This window comes from Streptomyces roseoviridis, assembly GCF_039535235.1.
Classification (GTDB): Bacteria; Actinomycetota; Actinomycetes; order Streptomycetales; family Streptomycetaceae; genus Streptomyces; species Streptomyces roseoviridis.
Window position 1 is genome coordinate 2,034,700 of the sequence record NZ_BAAAWU010000001.1, and the last position, 26,263, is coordinate 2,060,962.

The 26,263-nt window shown below is 71.6% G+C and carries 22 protein-coding genes; 6 read left to right on the forward strand and 16 right to left on the reverse strand.

What is annotated here, in order from left to right:
- Window positions 1–159: 159 nt before the first annotated feature.
- The 5 genes from ffh to nsdA form a co-directional block, all read right to left on the reverse strand.
- The gene (gene ffh / locus ABD954_RS09075; RefSeq protein ID WP_345485367.1) at window positions 160–1,713 is read right to left on the reverse strand and encodes a signal recognition particle protein; all 1,554 of its coding nucleotides are present in this window, start codon (window positions 1,711–1,713) and stop codon (window positions 160–162) included.
- Window positions 1,714–1,825: 112 nt separating this feature from the next.
- Window positions 1,826–4,276, reverse strand: coding sequence for a [protein-PII] uridylyltransferase (locus ABD954_RS09080; RefSeq protein WP_345485368.1), 2,451 nt, complete (start codon window positions 4,274–4,276; stop codon window positions 1,826–1,828).
- Between the two features lie 27 nt (window positions 4,277–4,303).
- The gene (locus tag ABD954_RS09085) at window positions 4,304–4,642 is read right to left on the reverse strand and encodes a P-II family nitrogen regulator (protein ID WP_004924863.1); all 339 of its coding nucleotides are present in this window, start codon (window positions 4,640–4,642) and stop codon (window positions 4,304–4,306) included.
- Window positions 4,639–5,988 carry an ammonium transporter gene (locus tag ABD954_RS09090; RefSeq protein ID WP_345485369.1) on the reverse strand — a complete coding sequence of 450 codons (1,350 nt, stop codon included), beginning with the start codon at window positions 5,986–5,988 and terminating at the stop codon, window positions 4,639–4,641. Before ABD954_RS09090 ends, ABD954_RS09085 begins: the two co-directional genes overlap by 4 nt.
- 436 nt (window positions 5,989–6,424) lie before the next feature.
- On the reverse strand, window positions 6,425–7,900 hold the full coding sequence (nsdA, locus tag ABD954_RS09095; RefSeq protein ID WP_345485370.1) for a transcriptional repressor NsdA: 1,476 nt from the start codon (window positions 7,898–7,900) through the stop codon (window positions 6,425–6,427).
- Between the two features lie 414 nt (window positions 7,901–8,314).
- Here nsdA and ABD954_RS09100 point away from each other — a divergent pair, with 414 nt between their 5' ends.
- Window positions 8,315–8,968, forward strand: a complete 654-nt coding sequence (locus ABD954_RS09100; RefSeq protein ID WP_345485371.1) for a bifunctional DNA primase/polymerase — start codon at window positions 8,315–8,317, stop codon at window positions 8,966–8,968.
- A gap of 105 nt (window positions 8,969–9,073) precedes the next feature.
- Here ABD954_RS09100 and ftsY read toward each other — a convergent pair whose 3' ends face one another.
- Complete coding sequence (ftsY, locus tag ABD954_RS09105) at window positions 9,074–10,291, reverse strand: signal recognition particle-docking protein FtsY (protein WP_345485372.1); 1,218 nt, start codon at window positions 10,289–10,291, stop codon at window positions 9,074–9,076.
- Window positions 10,292–10,376: 85 nt separating this feature from the next.
- On the opposite strand from ftsY, the gene ABD954_RS09110 reads away from it, so the two are divergent.
- The 3 genes from ABD954_RS09110 (at window position 10,377) to ABD954_RS09120 (ending at window position 13,424) form a co-directional block, all read left to right on the forward strand.
- Window positions 10,377–11,840, forward strand: a complete 1,464-nt coding sequence (locus ABD954_RS09110) for a cytosine permease (RefSeq protein ID WP_345485373.1) — start codon at window positions 10,377–10,379, stop codon at window positions 11,838–11,840.
- A 54-nt stretch (window positions 11,841–11,894) separates the two neighbouring features.
- Window positions 11,895–12,887 (forward strand): LLM class flavin-dependent oxidoreductase, encoded by a 993-nt coding sequence (locus ABD954_RS09115; RefSeq protein WP_345485374.1) that lies wholly within the window; start codon window positions 11,895–11,897, stop codon window positions 12,885–12,887.
- A gap of 66 nt (window positions 12,888–12,953) precedes the next feature.
- Window positions 12,954–13,424 carry a hypothetical protein gene (locus tag ABD954_RS09120; protein WP_345485375.1) on the forward strand — a complete coding sequence of 157 codons (471 nt, stop codon included), beginning with the start codon at window positions 12,954–12,956 and terminating at the stop codon, window positions 13,422–13,424.
- Window positions 13,425–13,523: 99 nt separating this feature from the next.
- On the opposite strand, the gene ABD954_RS09125 is transcribed toward ABD954_RS09120, so the two are convergent.
- From ABD954_RS09125 to ABD954_RS09140, 4 genes are all read right to left on the reverse strand, one after another.
- Window positions 13,524–14,957, reverse strand: a complete 1,434-nt coding sequence (locus tag ABD954_RS09125; RefSeq protein WP_345485376.1) for a sugar porter family MFS transporter — start codon at window positions 14,955–14,957, stop codon at window positions 13,524–13,526.
- 206 nt (window positions 14,958–15,163) lie between these two features.
- Window positions 15,164–18,727, reverse strand: coding sequence for a chromosome segregation protein SMC (gene smc / locus ABD954_RS09130; protein WP_345485377.1), 3,564 nt, complete (start codon window positions 18,725–18,727; stop codon window positions 15,164–15,166).
- Between the two features lie 174 nt (window positions 18,728–18,901).
- A complete protein-coding gene (locus ABD954_RS09135) occupies window positions 18,902–19,114 on the reverse strand; it encodes a hypothetical protein (RefSeq protein WP_345485378.1) in 213 nt (70 codons plus the stop codon).
- Between the two features lie 392 nt (window positions 19,115–19,506).
- Window positions 19,507–19,788 carry an acylphosphatase gene (locus ABD954_RS09140; protein ID WP_345485379.1) on the reverse strand — a complete coding sequence of 94 codons (282 nt, stop codon included), beginning with the start codon at window positions 19,786–19,788 and terminating at the stop codon, window positions 19,507–19,509.
- Between the two features lie 157 nt (window positions 19,789–19,945).
- On the opposite strand from ABD954_RS09140, the gene ABD954_RS09145 reads away from it, so the two are divergent.
- Entirely contained in the window at window positions 19,946–20,833 is an 888-nt protein-coding gene (locus tag ABD954_RS09145; protein WP_345485380.1) for a CAP domain-containing protein, read from the forward strand.
- A gap of 467 nt (window positions 20,834–21,300) precedes the next feature.
- Here ABD954_RS09145 and ABD954_RS09155 read toward each other — a convergent pair whose 3' ends face one another.
- Complete coding sequence (locus ABD954_RS09155; RefSeq protein WP_345485381.1) at window positions 21,301–22,098, reverse strand: hypothetical protein; 798 nt, start codon at window positions 22,096–22,098, stop codon at window positions 21,301–21,303.
- A gap of 241 nt (window positions 22,099–22,339) precedes the next feature.
- Window positions 22,340–22,924 (reverse strand): flavodoxin family protein, encoded by a 585-nt coding sequence (locus ABD954_RS09160; protein ID WP_345485382.1) that lies wholly within the window; start codon window positions 22,922–22,924, stop codon window positions 22,340–22,342.
- 130 nt (window positions 22,925–23,054) lie between these two features.
- Between ABD954_RS09160 and ABD954_RS09165 the strand changes: the two genes are divergently transcribed.
- Window positions 23,055–23,441 carry a winged helix-turn-helix transcriptional regulator gene (locus ABD954_RS09165; protein WP_345485384.1) on the forward strand — a complete coding sequence of 129 codons (387 nt, stop codon included), beginning with the start codon at window positions 23,055–23,057 and terminating at the stop codon, window positions 23,439–23,441.
- 46 nt (window positions 23,442–23,487) lie between these two features.
- Here the strand turns inward: ABD954_RS09165 and mutM are convergent, their stop codons facing one another.
- The 4 genes from mutM to ABD954_RS09185 form a co-directional block, all read right to left on the reverse strand.
- Complete coding sequence (mutM, locus tag ABD954_RS09170) at window positions 23,488–24,375, reverse strand: bifunctional DNA-formamidopyrimidine glycosylase/DNA-(apurinic or apyrimidinic site) lyase (RefSeq protein ID WP_345485385.1); 888 nt, start codon at window positions 24,373–24,375, stop codon at window positions 23,488–23,490.
- Window positions 24,376–24,494: 119 nt separating this feature from the next.
- Entirely contained in the window at window positions 24,495–25,313 is an 819-nt protein-coding gene (gene rnc, locus ABD954_RS09175) for a ribonuclease III (protein ID WP_345485386.1), read from the reverse strand.
- Window positions 25,314–25,332: 19 nt separating this feature from the next.
- Window positions 25,333–25,506 (reverse strand): 50S ribosomal protein L32, encoded by a 174-nt coding sequence (rpmF, locus tag ABD954_RS09180; RefSeq protein WP_030496967.1) that lies wholly within the window; start codon window positions 25,504–25,506, stop codon window positions 25,333–25,335.
- A gap of 2 nt (window positions 25,507–25,508) precedes the next feature.
- On the reverse strand, window positions 25,509–26,219 hold the full coding sequence (locus ABD954_RS09185) for a YceD family protein (RefSeq protein WP_345485387.1): 711 nt from the start codon (window positions 26,217–26,219) through the stop codon (window positions 25,509–25,511).
- Window positions 26,220–26,263 lie beyond the last annotated feature (44 nt).

Sequence of the window (26,263 nt, forward strand, 5' to 3'; positions counted from 1 at the left end):
CCAGTATCGAAGAGCGGGGCATTCCCGGCATTACGGATGATCTGCGGGGATGAAACGGGACGAGGGGCCCGGGCGGTGTCGCACCGCCCGGGCCCTCTCCTCTGTACGTGCGTCCTCTGTACGCGCGTCCTCTGTACGCGCGTGGGCGCCCCTCGGGCCTCAGCCCATGAACTTCTTGAACTCGTCCGGGAGCTCGAAGTCGCCCGGCCCCTGGCCCGCCGCCGGCAGCCCGAACGCGCCGCCGGCCTGCGCCTGCTCGCGCTTCGCCTGCGCGGCCTGCTCCTCGGCCTTCCGCTTCATCGGGTTGCCGCTCTTGCGCTTGCCCTTGGCCTGCTTGATCTGCTTCTTCTGCCGGCCGGGGCCGCCGCCCATGCCCGGGATCCCCGGCATGCCGGGCATGCCGCCGCCCTGCGCCATCCGCGACATCATCTTGCGCGCCTCGAAGAAGCGCTCGATCAGGCCCTTCACGGCGCTGACCTCGACGCCGGAACCCTTGGCGATGCGGGCGCGGCGCGAGCCGTTGATGATCGTCGGGTCCTGGCGCTCGGCCGGGGTCATCGACTTGATGATCGCGCCGACGCGGTCGACCTCGCGCTCGTCGATGTTGTTGATCTGCTCCTTCATCTGGGCCATGCCGGGGAGCATGCCGAGGAGCTTGGAGATGGAGCCCATCTTGCGGACCTGCTCCATCTGGGCGAGGAAGTCGTCGAGCGTGAACTCCTGGCCCTTCTTGGACGCCAGCTTGGAGGCCATCTTGGCGGCCTCTTCCTGGCTGAAGGTCTGCTCGGCCTTCTCGATGAGCGACAGGATGTCGCCCATGCCGAGGATGCGGGACGCCATGCGGTCCGGGTGGAACGCGTCGAAGTCGTCCAGCTTCTCGCCGTTGGAGGCGAACATGATCTGCTTGCCGGTGACGTGCGCGATGGAGAGCGCGGCACCACCGCGGGCGTCGCCGTCGAGCTTGGACAGCACGACGCCGTCGAAGCCGACGCCGTCGCGGAACGCCTCGGCGGTGTTGACCGCGTCCTGACCGATCATGGCGTCGACGACGAAGAGGATCTCGTCGGGGCTGACGGCGTCGCGGATGTCCGCTGCCTGCTGCATCAGCTCCTGGTCGATGCCGAGGCGGCCGGCGGTGTCGACGATGACGACGTCGTACACCTTCGACCGGGCGTACTCGATCGAGTCCTTGGCGACCTGGACCGGGTCTCCGACGCCGTTGCCGGGCTGCGGGCCGTAGAAGGCCACGCCCGCGCGGTCGGCGACGACCGAGAGCTGGTTGACGGCGTTGGGGCGCTGGAGGTCGCAGGCGACGAGCAGCGGGGAGTGGCCCTGGCCCTTGAGCCAGAGGCCGAGCTTTCCGGCGAGGGTGGTCTTACCGGCACCCTGGAGACCGGCGAGCATGATCACGGTGGGCGCGGTCTTGGCGAACCGGAGGCGGCGGGTCTCGCCACCGAGGATGGCGACCAGCTCATCGTTGACGATCTTGATGAACTGCTGCGACGGATTCAGGGCCTTGGAGACCTCGACTCCGACGGCCCGCTCCTTGACGCGGGAGATGAACGCGCGGACGACGGGAAGGGCGACATCGGCCTCGAGGAGGGCGATACGGATTTCCCGAGCCGCGCTGTCGATGTCCTGCTCGGTGAGGCGGCCTTTGCCCCGGAGGGACTTGAAGGTCGCGCTGAGGCGGTCGGAAAGCGTATCGAACACGGTGGTCGCGATTCCTCGGGTCGGGGCGGATGGTCGCCACCAAGGGTATCCGGCCCGGGGACGGAGTCGCCCGTGCCGGTCGTGATCGACCGGCACGGGCGCAGGGCACGCCCTACCCCAGCGCCCCCTCCACCACCTTCGCCACGTCCGTCGCCTCGTCGTCCGACAGGGGCAGGCCGTCCGGCCGGGTCACGTACAGGGTGTCGACCGCGTTCGCTCCCAGGGTCGAGACGTGGGCGCTGCGCACGCGGACGTCGGCGCCCTCCAGGGCGCGGCCGATGCGGTGGAGGAGGCCGGGGGCGTCCTGGGCGCGGACCTCGATGACGGTGGCGTGGCGGGAGGCGGCCGGGGCGACGGTGACGCGGGGTGGCGGGGCCGGTACGCCCCGGCGGCGCGGGTAGGAGGTGTCGCGTTCGGCGAGGCGGGCCGGGATGTCGAGGGAGCCGTCGAGGGCGCGGACGAGGTCGGCGCGCAGGCGGTGGGCCTCGGGGAGCGAGCCGTATTCGGCGGCGACGCGCCAGTCGAGGACGAGGACGGGTCCGCGGCCGAGTTCGGTGGGCAGGGCGACCGCGCGGAGTTCGGCGGCGCGGACGGTGAGGCGGTGCAGGGCGAGGACGCCGGCGACGGCGGGCAGGACGCCGGGCCGCTCGGGGAGGGCGACGAGGAGTTCGACGCCGACGGGTTCGGGCTCGTCGGAGTCGGGGGCCGCCGGTTCGTGCGCGTGGAGGGCGAGGACGGGTTCCCCGGTGCGCAGCGCCTCGATGGCGATGCGTTCCTGTTCGGCGCTGGGCGCGGCGGCCTCGGGGTCGGGCGGCTCCTCCCCCGCGAGGACGCCGGCGACGCGCGCGACGAGGTCGGCGACGAGGGAGGCGCGCCAGGAGGACCAGGCGGCGGGCCCGGTGGCGAGGGCGTCGGCCTCGGTGAGGGCGTGCAGGAGTTCCAGTGCGCCCAGCGTGCCGACGGCGGCGGCGACGGTGCGGACGGTGGCGGGGTCGTCGAGGTCGCGGCGCGTGGCGGTCTCGACGAGGAGGAGGTGGTGGCGGACGACGGTGGCGATGACGGTGACGTCGGCGCGGTCGAAGCCGATGCGGGTGGCGAGGTCGCGGGCGATGGTCTCGCCGGCGACGGAGTGGTCGCCGGGCCAGCCCTTGCCGATGTCGTGCAGGAGGGCGGCGACGAGCAGCAGGTCGGGGCGGTGGACGCGGCGGGTGAGGGAGGCGGCGCGGACGGCGGTCTCGACGAGGTGCCGGTCGACGGTCCAGGTGTGGACGGGGTTGCGCTGGGGGCGGCAGCGGACGCGTTCCCAGTCGGGCAGGAGGCGCGTGACGAGTCCTTCGGCCTCCAGGGCCTCCCAGACGGGGACGGTGGCCTCGCCGGCGCCCAGGAGGGTGACCAGGGCCTCGCGGGCCTCGGCGGGCCAGGGCGCGGGCAGCGGCTTGGCGGTGGCGGCGAGGCGGCGTACGGCGTGCAGGGACAGCGGGAGGCCGGCCTGGGCGGCGGCCGCGGCGGCGCGCAGCGGCAGGACGGGGTCGCGTTCGGGGCGGGCGCTGAGGGCGAGGACGGCCTCGCCGTCCATCTCGACGACGCCTTCGGCGAGCGGGGTGCGTTCCACCGGTGGTTTTCCTCCGCTGCCGCGGCCGCCGAGGAGGCCGCGGAGCCGGGGGCGGGCGGAGCGGGCCTTGAGGACCCTGCCGACCTCGCGCCAGGTGACGTCGGAGGCGTACGAGACGGTGCGGGCGGCCTCGTAGACCTCGCGCAGCAGGGTGTCGGCGTCGAGGAGGCCGAGTCCGGCGGCGACGGCGTCCTGTTCCTGGAGGGCGAGCCGGTCGGTGGCGCGGCCGGTGGCGAGGTGGAGGGCGTCGCGGGCGTCGAGGAGGCGGCGGCGGGCGTCGTCGAGTCCTTCGCGGGGGGCGTCGGCGAGCCAGGAGGCGGCGACGGCGCGCAGGGCCTGGGCGTCGCGGAGTCCGCCGCGGGCCTCTTTGAGGTCGGGTTCGAGGAGGTACTGGAGCTCGCCGGAGCGTTCGGCGCGTTCGCGGCACAGGGCGTCGAGTTCGGGCAGGCGGCGGGGGGCCTGGTTGCGCCAGTCGGCGAGGACGGCGGTGCGCAGGGCGGTCGCGAGGGCGGTGTCGCCGGCGACGGGCCGGGCGTCGAGGAGGCCGAGCTGGACCTTGAGGTCCTCGCCGGCGGTCCTGCGGGCCTCGGCGGGGGTGCGGACGGAGTGGTCGAGGGCGAGGCCGAGGTCCCAGATTGGGTACCAGAGGCGGTCGGCGAGGGCGGCGATCGTACGGGCGTCGGCGGTGCCGTCGTGCAGGAGGAGCAGGTCGAGGTCGCTGCGCGGGGAGAGTTCGCCGCGTCCGTAGCCGCCGACGGCGACGAGCGCGGTTCCGGGGGGCGCTCCGGCGGCCCGGTGGAGGCCGGCGAGCCAGTCGTCGGTGAGGCGGGCCAGGGCGGTACGGCGCGGCGGCCCGGGCCGCGCCTTCTCGGTGAGAAGGCGCAGCCGGGCCGCCGCGTAACCGCTGGGTCCCGAGTCTTCGGTTTCCGTTTTCACGTCGAGGTTCGTCACCCGGCGGCTCCTTGGGGGTCGTGTGCTCTACAGCGCGTCCGGTCCGCGTTCGCCGGTGCGGACCCGTACGGCGGTCTCGACCGGCACGCTCCACACCTTGCCGTCACCGATCTTGCCGGTGCGGGCGGCCTTCACGACGACGTCGATGAGCTGTTCGGCGTCGTCGTCCTCGACGAGGACCTCGATGCGGATCTTGGGGACGAGGTCGACGGTGTACTCGGCGCCGCGGTAGACCTCGGTGTGGCCGCGCTGGCGGCCGTAGCCGCTGGCCTCGGTGACGGTGAGCCCGTGGACGCCGAACGCCTGGAGGGCTTCCTTGATCTCGTCGAGCCGGTGCGGCTTGACGACCGCGGTGATGAGCTTCATGCGTCCACCTTCTTGTTCTCCGTCGGGGCGGGGGCGGGGGCGGCGGTGGCGGTGCGTCCGGCGATGCCGCCGCCGGCCCCGCTGAAGTCGTATGCGGTCTCGGCGTGCTCGACCTGGTCGATGCCGGCGACCTCGTCGTCCTCGCTGACCCGCATCCCCATCGTCTTGTCGATGATCAGGGCGAGGATCGCGGAGGCGATCAGAGAGTAGGCGAGGACGGAGAAGACGCCGATGGCCTGCTTGCCGAGCTGTTCGAGGCCGCCGCCGTAGAACAGGCCCTTGGCGTCGGACTGGACGCCGCCGGTGGCGAAGAAGCCGACGAGGAGGGAGCCGATGACGCCGCCGACGAGGTGGACGCCGACGACGTCGAGGGAGTCGTCGTAGCCGAACTTGTACTTGAGGCCGACGGCCATGGCGCAGACCAGGCCGGCGACGGCGCCGATGGCGATGGCGCCGAGCGGGGAGCAGGAGCCGCCGGCGGGAGTGATGGCGACGAGGCCGGCGACCGCGCCGGAGGCGGCGCCGAGGGTGGTGAAGGAGCCGTGGCGGACCTTCTCGTAGATCAGCCAGGCGAGCATGGCGGCGGCGGTGGCGACCTGGGTGTTGACGAACATGACGGCGCCGACGCCGTCGTCGTTGCCGAGCCAGGAGCCCGCGTTGAAGCCGAACCAGCCGAACCAGAGCAGACCGGCGCCGAGCATGACCAGCGGGAGGCTGTGCGGGCGCATCGGGTCCTTCTTGAAGCCGACGCGCTTGCCGATGACGAGGATCACGCCGAGGGCGGCGGCGCCGGCGTTGATGTGGACGGCGGTGCCGCCGGCGAAGTCGATGACGCCCATCTCGAAGAGCCAGCCGCCGGTGCCCCAGACCCAGTGGGCGACGGGGAAGTACACGATCGTGGCCCACAGGGTGATGAACAGGGCCCAGGCGGTGAACTTGACGCGGTCGGCGAGGGCGCCGCTGATGAGGGCGGGGGTGATGATCGCGAACATCAGCTGGAAGACGGCGAAGACGTACACCGGGATGGTGTAGCCGGGCCACAGTTCGGTGATGCCGATGCCACTGAGTCCGACGTAGTCGGAGGACCAGCCGACGAGCGAGGCGGAGTCGGTGCCGAAGGCGATGCTGAAGCCGTAGAGCACCCACAGGATCGTGACGATCCCGAGGCTGATGAAGCTCATCATCAGCATGTTGAGGGTGGACTTCACGCGGACCATGCCTCCGTAGAAGAAGGCGAGGGCCGGGGTCATCAGCATGACCAGGGCGGAGCAGATGAGCATGAACCCGGTGTTGGCTGCGGAGAGCGTGGGCTCGCCTGCGGCCAGGGTCGTGATGGCTGCTGCCATCGGCGTCTCCTCGTCGTCGAACGGCCGGTGCGGGGGCGGGGCCGAAGAGCGGCTCGGCCATGAGGGGTGGCCGGTTATGCGCCAGAGATTCGCGCAGCGCGGTTTCGGCCGATGCCGCTCGATGTTTCGCCGCAGTGACGAAGGGGCGGGGCGTGTTACGCGGCCGTGAACGGCAGGGTCACGGGGATGTAACGGGCGTACCATCCGGGCCGCGGACCGGGAACGGGCCACGGTCCGGGCAGGGGCCGGTCGCGGACCGGGAACGGGCCACGGTCCGGGCGGGGGCCGACCGCTCCGGCAACGGGCCTCGGGCCGTGCGCCGGGAACGGGCCGGCCGCGCCGGCGTCCGTATGTCCTTGCGGCGGGGGAGCCGAGTCGGGCTTTACGGGACGGCCGGCGCGGCCGGGGTCTTGGGGCGGGCGGGTCGCGGGTCCGGTCAGACGGCCTCGGCCGTCTCGGGGAGGAGGGCGGTGAGCCGGTCGGTGAGCTGGACGACTTCGGCGACGTCACCGAAGTCGCGGGCGGCGGTGTCGACGGTCTTGCGCAGTCGGGTGTTGACGCGCTCGGAGCGGACCCGGCGGGCGACGGTGAGGGCCTTCTCGGCGAGGACGACGGACTGCTCCGGTTCCCGCTTGAGGAGGTGGACGGTGGCCATGCCGATGAGGTTGAGGGCGTAGCTGCGCTGGTGCTCGGGGTCCTTCTCGAAGAGCTCGACGGCCCGTTCCATGACGGGTTCGGCGAGCGAGGCGTAGGTCGGGGAGCGTCCGGCGACGTAGGCGAGGTCGCGGTAGGAGTGGGAGTTCTCGCCGTTGAGCTCGGCCTCGGAGAAGAAGCGGATCCAGTCCGGCTCGGGTTCGCCGTCGAGGCCGACGTCGGCGAAGGTGTCCTCGGCCATGCGGACGGCCCGCTTGCACTTGGAGGGCTGGCCCATGTTGGCGTAGGCGCGGGCCTCCATCGCATACAGCATGGCCTGGGTGCGCGGGGTGGCGCAGTCGCGGCTGCCGTACTGGGCGAGGTGGATGAGTTCGAGGGCGTCGTCGGGCCGGCCGAGGTGGATCATCTGGCGGCTCATGGACGAGAGGATGTACGAGCCCAGCGGCTTGTCGCCGGCTTCCTTGGCGGCGTGCAGGGCGAGCACGAAGTACTTCTGGGCGGTGGGCTGGAGGCCCACGTCGTAGCTCATCCAGCCGGCGAGCTCGGCGAGTTCGGCGGCGCAGCGGAACAGGCGCTGGGCGGTGGCGGCGGGCTGGGGCTCCTGGAGGAGGTCGGTGACCTCGTGCAGCTGGCCGACGACGGCCTTGCGGCGCAGTCCGCCGCCGCACTGGGCGTCCCACTGGCGGAACATCGCGGTGGTGGATTCGAGGAGGTCGAGCTCGACCGGGGAGAGCCGGTGCGTGCGCCGCTCCTCGCCGGGGCCGTCGGGCCGCTCGGGCTCGCCGGCCGGGGTGGGCACGAGCCAGCGCTGCATCGGTTCGATGAGCGCGGGGCCGGCGGCCAGCGCGAGCGAGGAGCCGAGGAAGCCGCGGCGGGCGAGCATGAGGTCGCTGCGGGAGAACTCGCTGAGGAGGGAGACGGTCTGCGGGCCGGCCCAGGGAAGGTCGACGCCGGACACGGACGGCGACTGGTGGGCGGTGCGCAGGCCGAGGTCCTCGATGGCGACGACGGAACCGAAGCGCTCGGAGAACAGTTCGGACAGGATCCGCGGGATGGGCTCGCGGGGCTGTTCGCCGTCGAGCCAGCGGCGCACCCGGGAGGTGTCGGTGGAGATGTGGTGCGCGCCCATCTGGCGTGCCCTGCGGTTCACCTGGCGCGCCAGCTCGCCCTTCGACCAGCCGCTGCGCACGAACCACGAGCCCAGCTGCTCGTTGGGGCGCTTGCCGGCAGTCGTACCGTCTGCGCCGTTGCCGCCCACTGGAACGCCCCCATCCACCTGATGTCGTCGTGCGAACCCCTGACAGGATGCCCTGTTCCCCGGTGTTCGTCCGGTGTTTCTACTCCTTCGAACGGAAAACCGGGTTGCCTCCGGCATACCCGTGCGTGCGCTCCGCGCCGGGGTTCGTGTACCGAAGGTAATCCTACGATCACCCGTCCGGACATGGCGTTTCAAGAAACGCCACCATTCGCCACCCCTTCGAATGAACTCGCCACGCGTGGAACGCGATTCACTTGACATGCGACGGAACGGGGTCGGCGGACCGCAGCGCGAGGAGGCGCGCGCGGCGGTGCGCACCACCACTCGCACCACCGCGCGCCCTGAGTGGCGACGGAGGGTGGCGGTGGACCTCCGGTCCGTAACCACCGGCGCGTCCGACCCGTTGGAGGGGGCATGGGCTTCACGATCGGCGGCATTCGTGAGATGCGGTCCGGCTCACGTCGCCGCGTACGCACCACGGAGTGCACAGCGGTGGCCGAGTACACCGGGCTGTGGGGCTGGGACGTGGTCCCGGGAGCGCGGGCGGCGGCCGGCCGCTGTTCCTGCGGCGATCCGGACTGTACGGCCCCGGGGGCGCATCCGCTCGGCTTCGCCGAGCCGGTTCCGGCGGGCGCGGGCCTCGACGAGGCGACGGAGGCGTGGGCGCGGTATCCGGGGGCGGCGGTCCTGCTGCCGGTCGGCCGTTCCTTCGACGTGATCGAGGTCGCGGAGGCGGCGGGCCGGCGGGCGCTGGTGCGTCTGGAGCGGATGGGGCTGCCGCTGGGGCCGGTGTGCGCGACGCCGACCGGGCGGGCGCAGTTCTTCGTGGCTCCGGGCGCGGCGGCCGAGCTGCCGGAGCTGCTGTACCGGATGGGCTGGGACGACGCCGATCTCGACCTGCACTGCCTGGGGCCGGGCGCCCACGTCACGGCCCCGCCCTCGGACCTCGGCGGCCTCGGCCCGGTGCGCTGGCTGCGGCCACCGACGCTGGACACGGCGGGCGCGCCGCCGCAGGCCCGGCTGCTGCTGGGGACGCTGGCGTACATCTGCCATCGGACGCACTTCTGAGATCCGGCCGCGTGAAGCCGGCCGCGCCGGCCGCATGGAGAAGGGCCCCTGCCGTTGAGCTGCGGCAGGGGCCCTTCTCGTACGGGCCGATGGGCGCCGGGAGCGTCAGTCGCCGATGAGCGCGTCGACGAACGCGGCCGGCTCGAAGGGGGCGAGGTCGTCCGGGCCCTCGCCCAGGCCGACCAGCTTGACCGGGACGCCCAGCTCGCGCTGGACGGCGACGACGATGCCGCCCTTGGCGGTGCCGTCGAGCTTGGTCAGGACGATGCCGGTGATGTCGACCACCTCGGCGAAGACCCGGGCCTGGATGAGGCCGTTCTGGCCGGTGGTGGCGTCGAGGACGAGGAGGATCTCGTCGAGCGGGCCGTGCTTCTCGACGACGCGCTTGACCTTGCCGAGCTCGTCCATGAGGCCGGTCTTGGTGTGCAGGCGGCCGGCGGTGTCGATGAGGACGACATCGGCCTTCTCGGCGATGCCCTCCTTGACGGCGTCGTACGCGATGGAGGCCGGGTCGCCGCCCTCGGGGCCGCGCACGGTGCGCGCGCCGACCCGCTCGCCCCAGGTCTGGAGCTGGTCGGCGGCGGCGGCGCGGAAGGTGTCGGCGGCACCGAGGACGACGGACTTGCCGTCGGCGACCAGGACGCGGGCCAGCTTGCCGGTGGTGGTGGTCTTGCCGGTGCCGTTGACGCCGACGACCATCACGACGCCCGGGACGTCCTCGGGGCTCTCGGTCTTCACCGTGCGGTCGAGGTCGGGGCCGAGGAGGGCGATGAGCTCCTCGCGCAGCAGGCCGCGCAGCTCCTCGGGGGTGCGGGTGCCGAGGACCCGGACGCGCTCGCGCAGTCGCTCGACGAGCTCCTGGGTGGGGGCGACGCCGACGTCGGCGGTGAGGAGGGTCTCCTCGATCTCCTCCCAGGTGTCCTCGTCGAGGTGCTCGCGGGACAGGAGCGTGAGCAGCCCCTTGCCGAGGGAGTTCTGGGAGCGGGCGAGCCGGGCCCGGAGCCGGACGAGACGGCCGGCGGTGGGCTCGGGCACCTCGATGGCGGGGGCCTCGGGGGCGGGCGGCTCCTCGACGGCGACCGGGGCCTCGGGGGCCTCGGCGGTGGGGAGCTCGACCTCCTCGACGGTGCGGCGTGGTTCTTCCCGCGGTGTCTCCGCCTCGTCGCCGACGTGCGGTTCGGCGGGCGGAGCGGTGATGGTCGGCGTGGTGGACGGCGGCTCGGCCGGCGGCAGCTGCTTCTTCTTGCGACCGCTGATCACGAGCCCGCTGGTCACGGCGACCGCGACGACGAGAGCGATGACTACAGCAAGGATGAGTTCCATAACGGGACCAGTATCGGCCACGAGGGCGCCTGAGGCGGAGCACGTAGAGTGGTGGTTCCCCCCATCTGTACGACGGAGTACCCCTATGCCCCACGCGCCCGAGACCGAAGGCGTGCCGAGCGGCGGCACGCTGGAGAGCCGCGGCCTCGAACCCGTCCCCGACGCCGAGCGGACCGGCCGGGTCCGTGAGCTCTTCCCGACCTGGGTCGCCGCCAACATCAGTGTGCTGCTGCTCACCATGGGCGCGGGTCTGATCGTCTTCAACGGCCTGAACTTCTGGCAGGTGCTGCTGGTGGCGGTGGCCGCGCCGGTCCTGTCGTACGGGATCGTGGGTGTGATCTCGATCGCCGGGAAGCGGGGCGGCGCGCCGGGCATGGCGCTGTCGCGGGCGGTGTTCGGTCAGCGCGGAAACCTTTTTCCCGGGTCCTTGATCTGGGTGGCCCGCTGGGGCTGGGAGACCATCAACGCGGTCACCGGCGCCTATGCGGTGCTCACGGTGCTCGACCTGCTGTTCGGCGTGAAGTCCAACACGTTCCTGATCGTGGTGACGCTGCTGGCCTTCGTCTCCTGCACCTTCCTGGTCTCCGGGCTCGGGATCAACGCGCTGCGGGTGTGCAGCACCTGGTCGACGTACCTCTTCGGCGCGTTCTCGGTGCTGGTGCTCGTCTATCTGGTGGCGAACACCGACTGGTCGGCCGTCTTCGCCAAGCCGGCCGGTTCGACGGCGATGCTGGTCGCCGGCATCGGCACGATCGCGGCGGGCGGCATCAGCTGGGTGCCCTCGGGCCCCGACTTCACCCGCTATCTGCCGCGCACCGCCTCGTCGAAGGCCGTGGTGGGCTCGACCGTGGGCGGCGCGGGGATCGTCGTGCTGCCGATGGTGCTGATGGGTGCGGTGATGGCGGTGTCGACGCCGGACCTGGCCTCGGCGCAGGACCCGGTGTCCTTCATCGGCGAGCTGCTGCCGGCCTGGATCTCGGTGCCGTACCTGCTGATCGCCCTGATCGGGATGCTGCTGATCAACTCGATGTCGATGTACTCGGCCGGTTTCACCGCGCAGACCCTCGGCATCAAGGTGTCGCGGGCGGCGGCGGTGAGCGTGAACGCGGTGATCAGCCTGGTCTTCGGCTTCCTGCTGATGGTGGTGGCGACCAGCTTCATCGGTTCGTTCATCTCCTTCCTCACGCTGCTCGCGGTGGCGTTCTCGGCGTGGATCGGCGTCTTCGGCGTGGACATGCTGCGGCGTACGTCGTACGACGCGGAGGCGCTGATGGACACGGGGCGGACCAGCGCCTACTGGTACCGGGGCGGTTTCGCCTGGCAGGCGATGACGGCGTGGGCCGTGGCGCTGGTGGCGGGCCTGCTGTTCACGAAGGTCGACTGGTTCGCGGGGCCGCTGGCGTCCTCGTGGATCGGCCGGAACGGGCTCGGCTGGGCGGCGACGATCGTGGTGGCGGCGGTGCTGTACGCGGTGCTGCCGCGGGACCGCGCGGCCGCCGCGCCGGTGGCCGACGAGCCCGCCGGGGCGCGCGAGACCGTTTCCATCTGACACTTCGTCAGCTAACGTCCCCCTCCACGACGCATCCGTGGAGGGGGACTTCCCATGCCGTTCACCGTCGTCCGCTTCAACCTCGTCGACCCGCACGCCGGTCCCGTCTCCCTCTCGGCCCGCTACCGGGCGGCCCTGGAGATGGCGGCCCGTGCCGACGCCCACGGCGTCGACACGGTGCAGACCGAGGAGCACCACGGGGCGGCGAACAACTGGCTCCCCTCCCCCTTCGTCTTCGCGGGCGCGGTCTTCGGCGCGACGAAGAGGATCGCGGTGACGGTCTCGGCGGCCATCGGCCCGCTGCACGACCCGCTGCGGCTCGCGGAGGAGATCGCGGTCCTGGACCTGCTGAGCGGGGGCCGCCTCGTGACGGTGGCGGGGATCGGCTACCGGCCGGAGGAGTACGAGGAGCGCGGGGTGGACTGGGGGCGGCGCGGCAGGCTCCAGGACGAACTCCTGGAGACCCTGCTCGCCGCCTGGTCCGGCGAGCCCTTCCCGTACCGGGGCCGTACGGTACGGGTCACCCCGCGGCCGTTGACCAGGCCGCACCCGCTGCTGCTCGTGGGCGGCTCGTCGAAGGCGGCCGCCCGCCGGGCGGCCCGGCTGGGACTTCCCCTGTTCCCGAGCGCGCACCTGCCGGAACTGGAGGCGTACTACCGGGAGCGGTGCGCCGCGTACGGGACGGAGGGCTGGACGATGATGCCGGCCCGCGAGACCCCGCTGCTGCACGTCTCGGAGGATCCGGACCGCACCTGGGCGCGGTACGGGGAGCACTTCCTGCACGAGGCGCGGACCTACGCGTCCTGGCAGTCGAAGGACATCCGCTCGGCGGTGCGCTCGGGCGCGCGGACGGTGGCCGAGCTGCGGGCGGAGGGTGTGTACCGGGTGGTGACGCCCGAGGAGTGCGTGGCGCTCGGGCGGGAGCTGGAGAGCCTGGTGCTGCATCCGCTGTGCGGCGGGATGCCGGTCGAGGAGGGGTGGCGGAGCGTGGAGCTGTTCTGTGACGGCGTACTGCCGCGGCTGACGGCCCGGGACGCCGTCTCCTAGCGTCGGGACGGCACGCGAACCGGGCGGGCTTGCCAAGGGGGCCCCGTGCGGCCAGTGTTCGCTCTCGTGATCAGTCAGATAGTGACCCTCGTCGGCGTCCTCGCCGGTGCCCTGACCTCGTTCCTCGTGACCTCCGCGGCCGAGCGCACGCGGCACCGCCGGACCATGGCGACGCGCTGGGACGAGCGCAAGCTCGCCACCTACATCGAGTACGCCGAGTGTGTGAAGGAGATATCCAGTACGGCCAAGCGGGCCCGCCAGGCGGCGGAGGGGTCGGACGAACGGGCGGACTACCTGACCCGCATGGAGACGGCCGAGCTGCGGCGGTCCGTGCTCTTCGAAACCCTCGTCCTGCTGGCCTTGCCGGCGGCGATCGAGGCCGCCCACGCCGTCAACCTCGCCCTGTGGCGGGAGGAGATCGCGACCAGGAACGGTGAAGGGGGCGACGCGGAGGGTGAGCTGATCGAGCTGATGAACCGCTATCACGAGCGGGCCCGGGCGGATCTGGGCGTCACGAGCGGTGGCCCGGCGGCATAGCGGGAGTCCGTCCCGGCCGGTAACGCCGGACCGCCCCGGCGCCAGGTGTGGACCTGGCCCCGGGGCGGTCTCGCGTTCCGAGGAGAGGGGCAGCGGGGGTTAGCCCATCTCCTCCAACGCCTTGCCCTTGGTCTCCTTCACGAACTTGAGCACGAAGGGGATCGAGAGCACGGCGAAGATCGTGTAGATCACGTAGGTGCCGGAGAGGTTCCAGTCCGCGAGGGACGGGAAGCTGGCGGTGATGGCCCAGTTGGCGATCCACTGGGCGGAGGCGGCGACGCCGAGGGCGGCGGCGCGGATGCGGTTGGGGAACATCTCGCCGAGGAAGACCCAGACGACCACGCCCCACGACAGGGCGAAGAAGAGCACGAAGACGTGGGCGGCGACGAGGGCCACGACGCCCTGCGTCTCGGGCAGCTTGCCGTCGACGAGGTCGGCGGAGAAGGCCCATGCCTCGACGGCGAGGGCGAGGGCCATGCCGGCGGAGCCGACGAGGGCGAGCGGGCGGCGGCCGACCCGGTCGACCAGGACCATCGCGATCACGGTGCCGACGATGTTGATGATCGACGTGGTGAAGGAGTACAGGAAGGAGCTCGACGGGTCGATGCCGACGGACTGCCAGAGCGTCGCGGAGTAGTAGAAGGCGACGTTGATGCCGACGAGCTGCTGGAAGACGGAGAGTCCGATGCCGACCCAGACGATGGGGAGCAGCTTGGACTTCGAGCCGGCGACGAGGAGGTCCTTGAAGGTGGACTTGTGCTCGCGGCGCATGGCCTGGTCGATCTCGGCGACCCGGCGGTCCAGGTCCACGCCGCGGCCCTCGACCTCGGCGAGGACCTCCTTGGCCTTGTCGACGCGGCCGACGGAGATCAGGAAGCGCGGGGACTCGGGGATGGCGAAGGAGAGCAGGCCGTAGAGGAGCGCGGGCACGACCATCACGCCGAGCATCCACTGCCAGGCCTCCAGGCCGGCGATCTCGCCGCGCTGGTCGCCGTCGGCGAGCTGGAGGATGCCGTAGTTGACCAGCTGGGAGATGGCGATGCCGATGACGATGGCGGCCTGCTGGAAGGAGCCGAGCCGGCCGCGGTACGCGGCGGGGGCGACCTCGGCGATGTAGGCGGGGCCGATCACGGAGGCCATGCCGATGGCGAAGCCGCCGACGATCCGCCAGAAGGCCAGGTCCCACAGGGCGAAGGGCAGCGCGGAGCCGACGGCGCTGATGGTGAAGAGGACGGCGGCGATCTGCATGCAGCGGATGCGGCCGATGCGGTCGGCCATGCGGCCCGCGGTGGCGGCGCCGATGGCGCAGCCGATCAGGGCGATGGCGATGACCTGGGCGAGGGTGCCGGAGCCGATGTCGTAGCGGTCGCGGATGGCCTCGACGGCGCCGTTGATGACGGAACTGTCGTAACCGAAGAGGAAGCCTCCCATCGCGGCCGAGGCCGTGATGAAGATGACGTGTCCGATGTGGTCCGGGTGGGCCGAACGGCCCTCGGACGGAGGCGGTGTGGGCGCCTGCGCGGTGCTGGTCACGGGGACTCCTCGGGGCTCCGGCAGCGTCGCCGGTGCGGTGGGGGGCGAGCCCTTCCAGTGGCGCACAACTTCACGCCGCCCACCACTTGAAGGTAAAAGCAACGTTGCAGAGACTATTCCTTCAGGTTTCGAAGTCAAGAGGGAATGTCGTATGACTTGTCACGCACTCCATGACCTCTTGTGTTCAGAACTTGAAGAGAGTCATCTCAGCGCAGTCGCTGGCTGATGACCTTCGATACCCCGTCGCCCTGCATGGAAACGCCGTACAGCGCGTCCGCGACCTCCATCGTCCGCTTCTGGTGCGTGATGACGATCAGCTGCGAGGACTCCTGGAGCTCCTGCATGATCCGGATGAGCCGCTGGAGGTTGGTGTCGTCGAGGGCCGCCTCGACCTCGTCCATCACGTAGAACGGGCTCGGCCGCGCCTTGAAGATCGACACCAGCAGCGCCACCGCCGTCAGCGAGCGCTCGCCGCCGGACAGCAGCGAGAGCCGCTTGACCTTCTTGCCCGGCGGACGGGCCTCCACGTCGACGCCGGTGGTGAGCATGTCGGCCGGGTTCGTCAGCACCAGCCGGCCCTCGCCGCCCGGGAAGAGCCGCGCGAACACGCCCTCGAACTCGCGGGCCGTGTCCCGGTACGCCTCGGTGAACACCTGCTCGACGCGCAGGTCCACCTCCTTCACGACCTGAAGGAGGTCGGCCCGGGTCTTCTTCAGGTCCTCCAGCTGCTCGGAGAGGAACTGGTGCCGCTCCTCCAGGGCGGCGAACTCCTCCAGGGCGAGCGGGTTGACCTTGCCGAGCTGCTGGTACGCCCGCTCGGCCGCCTTGAGCCGCTTCTCCTGCTCCGAACGGACGAAGGGGCGCGGCCGGTTGCGCGGGTGCTCCGGGTCCTCGGGAAGCTCCTCGCCCTCGGCGGGCGGCGACGGCGGTACGGGCTGACGGGGGCCGTACTCGTCGACGAGCGTGGCCGGCTCCACGCCGAGCTCCTCCAGCGAGCGGGCCTCCAGCTGCTCGATCCGCAGCCGCTTCTCCGCTCCCAGGACCTCGCCGCGGTGGACGGAGTCGGTGAGCTTGTCGAGCTCGGCCTTCAGTTCCCGGCCCCGGGCCCGGGCGGCGGCGAGGGCCTGCTCGCGGGCGCTCTTGCCGGCTTCGGCGAGGGCGCGTTCCCGCTCGGCCCGGACCAGGGACACCTCGATGTGGGCGAGGAGCTGCCGGGCGCCCGAGGCGACGGCGGCGGCGACCTCGGCCTCGTGGCGCAGCCGCGCCCGGCGCTGTTCGGCGCGTGCCCGGGCCTCGCGCTCGGCGCGGGCCGCCCGGTCCAGGGAGTCCGCCCGTCCGGCCAGGCCCTTGACCCGCTCCTCGTGGGTGCGGACCTGGAGCCGGGCCTCCATCTCGGTCTGGCGGGCGTTGGAGCCGTCGATGGCGAGCCGGTCCCGCACGGAGGTGTCGGGTTCCTCGTCGGCCGGGGTCTCCTCGGCGACGAGCAGCCGCTCGGTCAGCTCCTCCGCCTCGACGAGCGCCTTCTCCAGGGCCTCCTGGGCGCGAAAGGCAGCGGCGGCGGCACGCTCGGCCTCGCCGGCGGCGCCCTTGGCCTGCCCGGCGAGCCGCCCGAGCTGCTGGGCCACGGCCGACTTCTCCCGCTCGGCGCCGCGGCGCCGCTCCCCCAGCTCCTCGACCAGCCGCGCCGCCTCCCGCCTGCGCTCGGCGGCCTCCTCCTGCGCGGCCGCCGACTCCCGGCAGCGCACCTCCAGGTCGGCCAGTTCGGCCGCCGCCTCGTCCACGGACGCCTGCACCTCCAGGAGGCTGGGCGCACCGGCGGAGCCGCCCTGCGCGAGGTGCGCCCCGAGCAGGTCGCCTTCCGCCGTCACGGCCGTGAGCTCGGGCCGTGCCCGCACCACCTCGACCGCCTCGTCCAGCGTGCCGACCACGACGACGTCCTCCAGCAGCCGCCGTACGGCTGCGAGGAGTTCGTCGGGTCCGGTGACCAGTCGCGCGGCGGGGACGACGCCGACACCGCCGACCGTCGTGGCGGCGGGCGGCTCGGCGGCCTGGTGCGGCTCGCCCGCGAGGAGCAGGGCGGCGCGGCCCGCGTCCTGTTTGCGCAGGAGGCGGAGGGCCTCGGCGGCGGCGGTGGGGCCGGTGACGGCGAGGGCGTCGGCGGCCGCGCCGAGGGCGGCGGCGAGCGGGATCTCGTGGCCCGGGGTGACGGTGAGGAGCTCGGCGGCCGGGCCGAGGAGGCCGGCCAGGCCGGCGGTGAGGAGGGCGCCGGTGCCGTCCTTGCGGCGCAGGCCGAGGGCGAGGGCGTCGTGGCGGGCGCGGGTGGCGGCGCGGGCTCGGTCGGCGGCTCCGGCGGCGTCGCGGGCGGCGGCGAGTGCGGCCTCGGCGTCGGCGAGCTCCCGGCGGGCTGCCTCGTGGCGCTCGCCCAGTTCGGTGTCGTCGGCGTCGAGCCCGTCGACCTCCGCCTTCAGCCGCTCGTACTCCTCCTGGGCGAGGGCGGCCCGCTCCCCCGCCTCGTCGCGGGCGGCGGCGAGCCGGTCGATCTCGGCCTGGGCGGACGCGGCGCGCGAGCGGGCCGCGTTGACCTGGCCGTGCAGCCGGGCCAGGCCCTCACGGCGGTCGGCGATGGCGCGGGCGACGTCCTTGAGGCGGCGTTCCTCCACGGCGAGGGCGCGTTCCAGTTCGGCGCGGTGGGCGACCGTGTCCTCCAGGGCGCGCTCGGCGGCCTCCAGGGCGGCCTCCAGTTCGGCCTCCTGTTCGCGGATGCGGGCGGCCTCGCGTTCCATGTCCTCGGGTTCGCGGCCGCGCCGTTCCTCGACGGGCCGGTCGGTGGCGCTCTTCACGCGCGCGTCGGCGAGGGAGACCGTGCCGCGGACGCGTTCGGCGAGCTGCGAGAGCTCGTACCAAATCTGCTGGGCGTGCTGGAGCCGTGGGGCGAGGCGGCGCACCTCGTCCTCCAGTTCGGCTTCCCGGGTGAGGGCGGCCCTGAGCTCGGCCTCGGCCGTCTCCTTGCGGGCGAGCAGCGCGGCCTCGTCGGCGACCTCGGCCTCGAGGGCCTCCTTGAGGCGTACGAGGTCGTCGGCGAGCAGCCGCAGCCGGGCGTCGCGCAGGTCGGCCTGGATGACGGCGGCGCGCCGGGCGACCGCGGCCTGCCGGCCGAGCGGCTTCAGCTGGCGGCGCAGCTCGTCGGTGAGGTCCTGGACGCGGGCGAGGTTGGCCTGCATCGCGTCCAGCTTGCGCAGCGCCTTCTCCTTGCGCTTGCGGTGCTTGAGGACGCCGGCCGCCTCCTCGATGAAGGCGCGGCGGCCCATCGGGTCGGCGTGCAGGACGGAGTCGAGCTGGCCCTGGCCGACGATGACGTGCATCTCGCGGCCGATGCCGGAGTCGGACAGCAGGTCCTGGATGTCCAGCAGCCGGCAGGTGTCGCCGTTGATCTGGTATTCGCTGCTGCCGCCGCGGAACATGATCCGCGTGATGGTGACCTCGGCGTAGTCGATGGGCAGGGCGCCGTCGGAGTTGTCGATGGTCAGCGAGACCTCGGCCCGGCCGAGCGGCGGCCGCCCGGTGGTGCCGGCGAAGATGACGTCCTCCATCTTGCCGCCGCGCAGCGACTTCGCGCCCTGTTCGCCCATGACCCAGGACAGGGCGTCCACGACGTTGGACTTGCCGGAGCCGTTGGGGCCGACGACGCAGGTGATCCCCGGTTCGAACCTCAGCGTGGTGGCGGAGGCGAACGACTTGAAACCGCGGAGCGTGAGGGCCTTGAGGTGCACGCCTGCGGACTCTACCCGGGGCCGTGGGTTTCACCTGTGAAGGTGCAGGGCACACCCTCCCCCAAGGAGGGTGGGGCATGGGGGGCTCAAGAAAGAAGGGACGCCGAAGCGTCCCTTGCATATCCAGCTGTGCTGGCGAGAGTGTTTCTCACCTGGCCCCTCGGGGCTGATACCTCAGGTGAGCGCAGGCTCCGCCTTGGTGACGTCGAGATCGATGCTGTCCAGCAGCGAGTCTCCCTGCTGAGCGGCGGCGGTCAGGGCGTCGTTCTCGGACTGGATCCGAACAAGCTCGGACTCGAGGTCCTGGACGCGCTGCTGAAGCCGTCGCATCTCGGCGAGGAGTCGCGGGTCGGAGCCGCCGACGTAACCGAGAAGCGCCTTTGCCATGATGGATGGTCCTCCACAATGAGTGACCGACCGATGCGGTTGGGTCGTGAGGGATTCGCACCCGCGGTGTCCGACCGTGCTCTTTGTCGTGCCCGTTCTCACGCTCGAACAGCTAAGGTGCGCGGGGCTTCCAGAGTCTCACCAAAAAGTTTGACGGTCAACACGATCACGCCCGGCATCGCGGGCTCACCGGGGGGTCCGCGGCCGTACGCAGGGCGGCGGCGCCTCGCAACTCGGTGCCCGAGGGGCTTGGAGATCATCCTTCCTCGCGGAGCCTGGCACGGCAAGTGCTTCTTGGCAATCACCAGGCTTTTTCCGCTTCGCGAACTGTTCGTCGAACGTCCGCCCGAGGCCGGTTCCGGCCACCGGGCGGAGCGGGCGCGCGAAGATCGTCAGCGGATGGCGAAGGTGTCGTAGACGCCGCGGGGGGTGTCCCAGATCTCAGTGACTCCGTCCACCCGGCCGGGCGTGTCGTCGGAGCAGAGCCAGTCGAGCAGACGGTGGCAATTCTCACGCGGCCCCTCGGCCACCACCTGCACCCGGCCGTCGTCGAGGTTCAGGGCGAAGCCGACGAGCCCCCCGATCTCCAGTGCGTTTGCCCTGGTGAACCAGCGGAAGCCCACTCCCTGTACCCGGCCGCGCACCCAGGCGGTCATTCGTACGTCGTCGTTCATGGCTGCACGCTAACGGGCGAATCGCGGAAGGAGCACGTCGGCCCGGCATGTCATGGCGTACAGTCCCGACGGAATGGGGCTCACCCGTTTGGCCGCGCCCCGCTCGACAGCATCCACACCAGCAAAGACAGCAAAGATCGTCAGGGAGGCCGAGGAGATGGGACGTCATCGCGGCGCACGACGCGGCGCACCCGTGCGCACCGGACTGCTCGGTGTCTCCGCGGCGGTCGCGGTCGGCGCGATCGGCGTGGCGGCGGGCCTGCTGCCCGGCGGCGACACGTTCACGACCGGCGGCAGCGCCACCGGTGAGCAGCGCACCGAGGCGCAGCAGGCGCCGAGCCTGACCACGCAGGGCGGCTCCTCGACGTCCCCGGCCCGTACGGGCAGCGGCACCCCGGCGGGCAGGGGTACGGGCAGCGCCCAGGCCCCCTCCGCGCCGACCACCCCGTCGGCGAAGCCCTCGGCGCCGAAGCCCGCCGCGACCGAGCCCGCCGCGACGAAGGCGCAGCCCTCCTCCGCGCCCGCCGCGAAGCCGGTCCCCGAGGTGACCAGGACCACCAGGACGCCGGCGGCCGAGCCGCCGCGGACGACCCGTCGGACCGGGGCTCCGGCCACCAGGACCCCCGTCTCCTCCCCCTCCGCCGCCACCCGCTCCCTGAGCAGCAAGGCGGCGGCCGCCGAGGCGGAGGTCGTGCGGCTTGTGAACGTCGAGCGCGCGCAGGTGGGCTGCGGCCCGGTGCGCTCCGACTCCGGCCTCGCGGCCCTGGCCGGCGCCTTCAGCGCGGACATGGCCGCCCGGAACTTCTTCCACCACATCGACCCGGACGGCGCCACCCCGTGGAGCCGGGCCGCGAAGGCCGGCATCACCAACCTGGGCGCCGAGAACATCGCCCGCGGGCAGGTCGACGCGGCGGCGGTGATGAAGTCCTGGATGGCGAGCGACGGCCACCGCGCCAACATCCTGAACTGCGACTACACGACCCTGGGCGTGGGTGTGCACTTCGCCGAGGGCGGCCCGTGGTGGACCCAGGACTTCGGTTTCTGAGACAAGCACTGGTCAGGGCACTATCAGCCCCCTGTTGGGCCGCCTCTGGGCTGTCATCCGTAACCCTTGAGTACCGAAGACAGCTTCCATAAGCGCCCTAGCAGACCCAGGCGCGAACGCCTTCGGGGTCTTAGCGGAGGTGGCGACCTACGCGAAAGTTGTGCGGACTGGTGCGCTTACGGCACCACTGATACACGGCTAGAACCTTGCCCACGACGTCATCCGGGCCGTTACAGACTTCGACGGCTCAGAGCGATCGACCTCTGCACATGGCGGAGGCGCGGATCACTCTTGGCGTGGTGGCTGCCCGACAGGGCGATCTTGACCAGGACATAAATCACGGCGAAGGGGTGCTCAAGGGCGACCGTCGCTCTTTGCCCTCCACAGACTGCCCGACGCGCCATCAGCTTACTGGGTCATGATCACGCGCCCCATGGCAGCTCCCGCCCAAAGCCGCTCCGTCGACGTCACACTAGCTTCTGGAAGCGGCGCCACCCGGAATCCGGAGCCCAGGCAAAACCGTCACCCGAGGCCCACTGGCTCATCACCCATAGATGTGTGATCTCGTCTGGCAGCTCAGGGGTTACGGTAGGCAGTGGGCCGTCATGCCTCACCAGAGGCTCGAAAGCCTCGAAGGGAGCAGTGGTGAAGACCGGAAGGAGCACAAACAGATGCCTCTCCTCCGCCTGGGAACGACTTAGCTTGCCGAGGTTGTCAGCCTGAGACGGCTCACATACCCATGCGCTGATCCAGGTCGCAAGCGCGTCTCCGGTGTCCGCCACCCATCCGCCTGCTTGCTCGGGCGGCAGAGCAATAGTGCAGTAGATGCTGCCAGGGAAGTCTGTTGCTGACTGATGTGCCGACACCACCCCGAGACGTTCCGCCGACTCGAAGAACTCCTCTGGGGCTCCACCGAACTCATTCAGGTGTGTAACACCTAGATCTTCTAGCTTGGCCAGCAAGCGTGGCAATTCGGCGCGAACCCGCTTGACCCTCGCTGACGGCAGCAGTCCTACCATCCAGCCGCCGACCAGTCTGTCGTGAACCCAGAGCCCCTCGCGGTGCATGATCTTCCAGAGGGTTATCGATTCGGCGTCGGACGCCGACGTGACCTCCAGAGCAGCAAACTTGTGCCCAGCGCGGGTCAGGTTGAAGTCGTGCATACCTGGTCGGCTGCCGTCGTCATAAGGCTCCACCTGCACGCCTGGCAGTGCCTGGCGCAGGCAAGCTGCCGCCCACTTCTCTTCACCACGGTCGCGGGACACGGAAAGGACTATGCCGAATGGCGCAGTGCAAGCGCACGGGATTTCCAGAAGCCGTCTCTGGGCTGCAATGAAGACCACTAACGACCAACGTTGATCAAGGCCAACGGCTAGATCGCAGGTCGTAGCGTTGATCCATGACGCAGTCGCAGGCCGGCCCAGCACTTCTTCGGTTTCTGAATCTCCTCGTACGCGAAAGGGCCCGTCACCGCACCGGTGACGGGCCCTTTCGCGTAGCGGAGGGTCAGACGGCGGCCTTCCCGCGCGCGAACGTGCGGGCGGTCTCGGCGACGCGGCGGCCGAGGTGCTCGGCGGTGACGATGTCGGCCTTGTGGACGGCCTCGGGGCCGAGGTCGGCCGGGCTCTGGGCGCCGGCGCCGGAGAAGAAGCCGAGGCGGTTCAGGTCGTTCTCGGACGCCTCGCTGGTGTTCCAGCCCGGCTTCAGGCCGAGGTTGACCCAGGTCATGCCGTGCTGGCCGGCGAGGGTCTGGAAGAACTGCAGGGTGTGCAGCTTGTCGCCGCTCTTCGAGCCGGAGTTGGTGAAGCCGGCGGCCAGCTTGTCCAGCCAGGCGTCGGCGAACCAGCGCTTCGAGGTGGCCTCGGCGAACTGGTGGAAGGCACCGGAGGCGGTGCCCATGTAGGTCGGCGAGCCGAAGACGATCGCGTCGGAGGCGTCGAGGAGCTCCCACTGGGCCTCGGTGATCTCGTCGACCTTGATCAGGTGGACGGTGGCCCCTGCGTCGGCGGCACCGTCCCGGACGGCCTCGGCGAGGACGGCGGTGTGGCCGTAGCCGGAGTGGTACGCGATGGAGACGACGGGCGTGGTCATGGAGGGACTCCTCGGTGGTGCGCTGGAACGGCAGGGGAACGCCCAGAAGTAGAGCACTAACTTTTCGAAAGTGCAACCCCAGGGTTAGCGCCCACCTTCAGATAGCGCTGTGCGGGAGTATGGTGGAGACATGACCGACGACCTCGTCTACGACGTGTTCGCGAAGGGCTGTCCCTCGCGCGGCACGCTGGAGCACGTGACCGGCCGATGGGGCAGCCTGACCCTGGGCGCGCTCCACGAAGGCTCGTTCCGCTTCAACGAGCTGCGGCGCCGGGTCGACGGCGTCAGCGAGAAGATGCTGTCCCAGACGCTGCACGCCCTGGAGCGCGACGGCCTCGTGCACCGCGAGGCCCAGCCCACCAATCCCCCGCGCGTCGACTACCGGCTCACGCCGCTGGGCGCGGAGGTAGCCGAGCGGCTGCTCGGCCTGATCCACCTGGTGGAGGGCCGCATGGACGAGGTCCTCGCCGCCCGCGAGGCGTACGACGCGGAGCGCGCCGCGCCCGTGGCCCCGTAACGCGTCCGTGGCCCCGTAACGCGTCCGCAGGGCGGGCCGGGACCGCTCAGGCGGCCAGGACCGCTCCCGCCGGCGCGCGCGGAGGACGCTGGCAGCGCGGGCAGTAGTAGCTGGAGCGGTTCATCCAGGGGCGCCGGCGCATCGGCGTGCCGCAGCGGCGGCAGGGCTCGCCCTCCCGCCCGTAGGCGTCGAGCGACCGGTCGAAGTAGCCGGACTCGCCGTTCACGTTCACGTACAGCGAGTCGAAGCTGGTGCCGCCGGCCGCGAGCGCCGCGTTCATCACGTCCCGTACGTGCCCGAGCAGCTCGGCCGAGCGCGGCCGGGTCAGCGTGGCGGTCGGCCGGTCGTAGTGCAGCCGCGCCCGCCACAGCGCCTCGTCGGCGTAGATGTTGCCCACGCCGCTGATCAGCGACTGGTCGAGCAGCGCCCGCTTGATCGTCGTGCGCCGCAGCCGCAGCGCGGTCTGGAAGGCGGCGTCGTCGAAGGCGGGGTCGAGCGGATCGCGGGCGATGTGCGCGATGACGTCCGGGAGCCCGTCGGTGCTCTCCGGGGCGGTGTCGTGCAGGGACAGCCCGCCGAAGGTCCGCTGGTCGACGAAGCGCAGCTCGGTGCCGGCGAGGTCGGCGAAGCGGATCCGGATCCGCAGGTGCTTCTCGTCGGCGGCGTCCTCGGGCTGCACCAGGAGCTGACCGCTCATGCCGAGGTGCCCGAGCACGGAGGCGCCGGCGTCCGCCAGCGGCAGCCACAGGTACTTGCCGCGCCGCCGCGCCACCCCGAACCGGTGGCCCTTCAGCCGGGCGGCGAAGTCGGCCGCGCCCTCCGCGTGGCGGCGCACGGCCCGCGGGTGCAGGACCTCCACGTCGGCGACGGTCCGCCCCGCGACCCATCGCTCAAGACCGCGTCGTACGACCTCGACCTCGGGCAGCTCGGGCACGGGACTCCTCCGGATGGCGTTCGGCGGCTGTTCCTCGCAGCCTACAACCGCCGGGCCGGGCCCCGGCATGACGGTGCCCCCGTCCCTGGCGAGGGCGGGGGCACCGGGAAGCGAAGGGGTCAGGCCGTGGCCTGGTCCCTGGTGGAAGAGGGGTCGGCGGCCTCTTCCCCGTCGCCCGCGACGGCGGTGTCGACCGCGTTCTCGACGACGGCCTTCGCCGCCGCCACGCGCTCGTCCGCGGCCGCGCGAATCGCGCGCCACGCGGATTCCGCCGCCTGCTGCTCCGCTTCCTTCTTGCTGCGGCCGGTGCCGGTGCCGTACGAGACACCACCGACGCGGGCGGCAGCAGTGAAGGTCTTCTCGTGGTCCGGACCCTCCTCGCTGACGAGGTACTCCGGAACACCCAGACCCTCGGCCGCGGTCAGCTCCTGGAGACTGGTCTTCCAGTCCAGGCCCGCACCGAGGTTCGAGGACTTCTCGATCAGCGGGTCGAAGAGCCGGTGCACCAGCTCGGACGCCGCGTCGAGGCCCTGGTCGAGATAGACCGCGCCGATCACCGCTTCAAGGGTGTCGGCGAGGATGGACGCCTTGTCCCGGCCGCCCGTGCCTTCCTCGCCCCGGCCGAGCCGGATGAAGGAGCCGAGGTCGAGGCCGCGGCCCACCTCCGCCAGCGCACGCGAGTTGACCACCGCGGCCCGCAGTTTGGCCAGCTGGCCCTCGGGCAGGTCGGGGTGGGTGCGGTACAGCGTGTCCGTGACCACCAGGCCGAGCACGGAGTCCCCGAGGAACTCCAGACGCTCGTTGGTGGGCAGACCGCCGTTCTCGTACGCGTAGGAACGGTGGGTGAGCGCACGCACCAGAAGGGCGGACTCGAGCTGATACCCGAGCCGCCCTTCCAGAAGCGTGTGGGACGAGGCTGAACTGACGTGGTCAGACATCGTGCCTCTCACCAGCCCCTCAGACCGAGAGGACCTGGCGCTTGTTGTAGGTGCCGCAGCTCGGGCACGCGATGTGCTGCTGCTTCGGCTCCTGGCAACGCTCACACGAAACCAGGGTGGGGACCGCAGCCTTCCACTGCGACCGGCGGTGGCGCGTGTTGCTGCGCGACATCTTCCGCTTCGGAACAGCCACGGCTACTTCTCCTGCTTCTCGTCGACACCGGATGCGGCATCGCTCATGTTGTCCTTCTCGTCGGTTCCCAGCGAACCGGCGAGTCCCTGCAGTGCCGCCCAACGTGCGTCGACGGCGTCATGGTGGTGGTCCGGGTCGTCGTTCAGGCTGGCTCCGCACTCGGAGCACAGGCCCGCACAGTCCTCCCGGCACACCGGCTGCATCGGCAGTGCGAGCACCACCGCATCACGCAGCACGGGTTCGAGGTCGAACATGCCGTCCTCGAGGGGGATCATGTCCTCGCCGTCCTCGGCTTCGTCGTCCGCGGCCGCCTTCGAGCGGCCCCGGTCGTCGGAGTCGGGGTACGAGAACATCTCCTGGAAATCCGCGTCGACATCGAGCTCGACGGGCTCCAGACACCTTACGCACTCCCCCTCGGCCGATGCACGGGCGGTGCCTGTGACAAGCACCCCTTCCATGACCGACTCGAGACGGAGCTCGATCTCCACCGGGGCGCCCTCGGGCACCGCGATGACGTCGGCGATCCCCAGGTCGACCGGGGCGTCGACCGTGCGGGAGAGCCGCTGCATGGCACCAGGACGCCGTCCCAGCTCGTGCGTGTCGAACACGAGGGGGTTGCGATGGTCGAGGCGCGTGCTCAGGGCTCTTCCTGCTTTCGGATCGTTCACGACGTGGGGGCTGCCGTACGCGTCGCCAGTCGAAGCGGGCAGCATGGATCGCGGGCATAGCGCGACCGAACAGCCAGGATACTGGACGC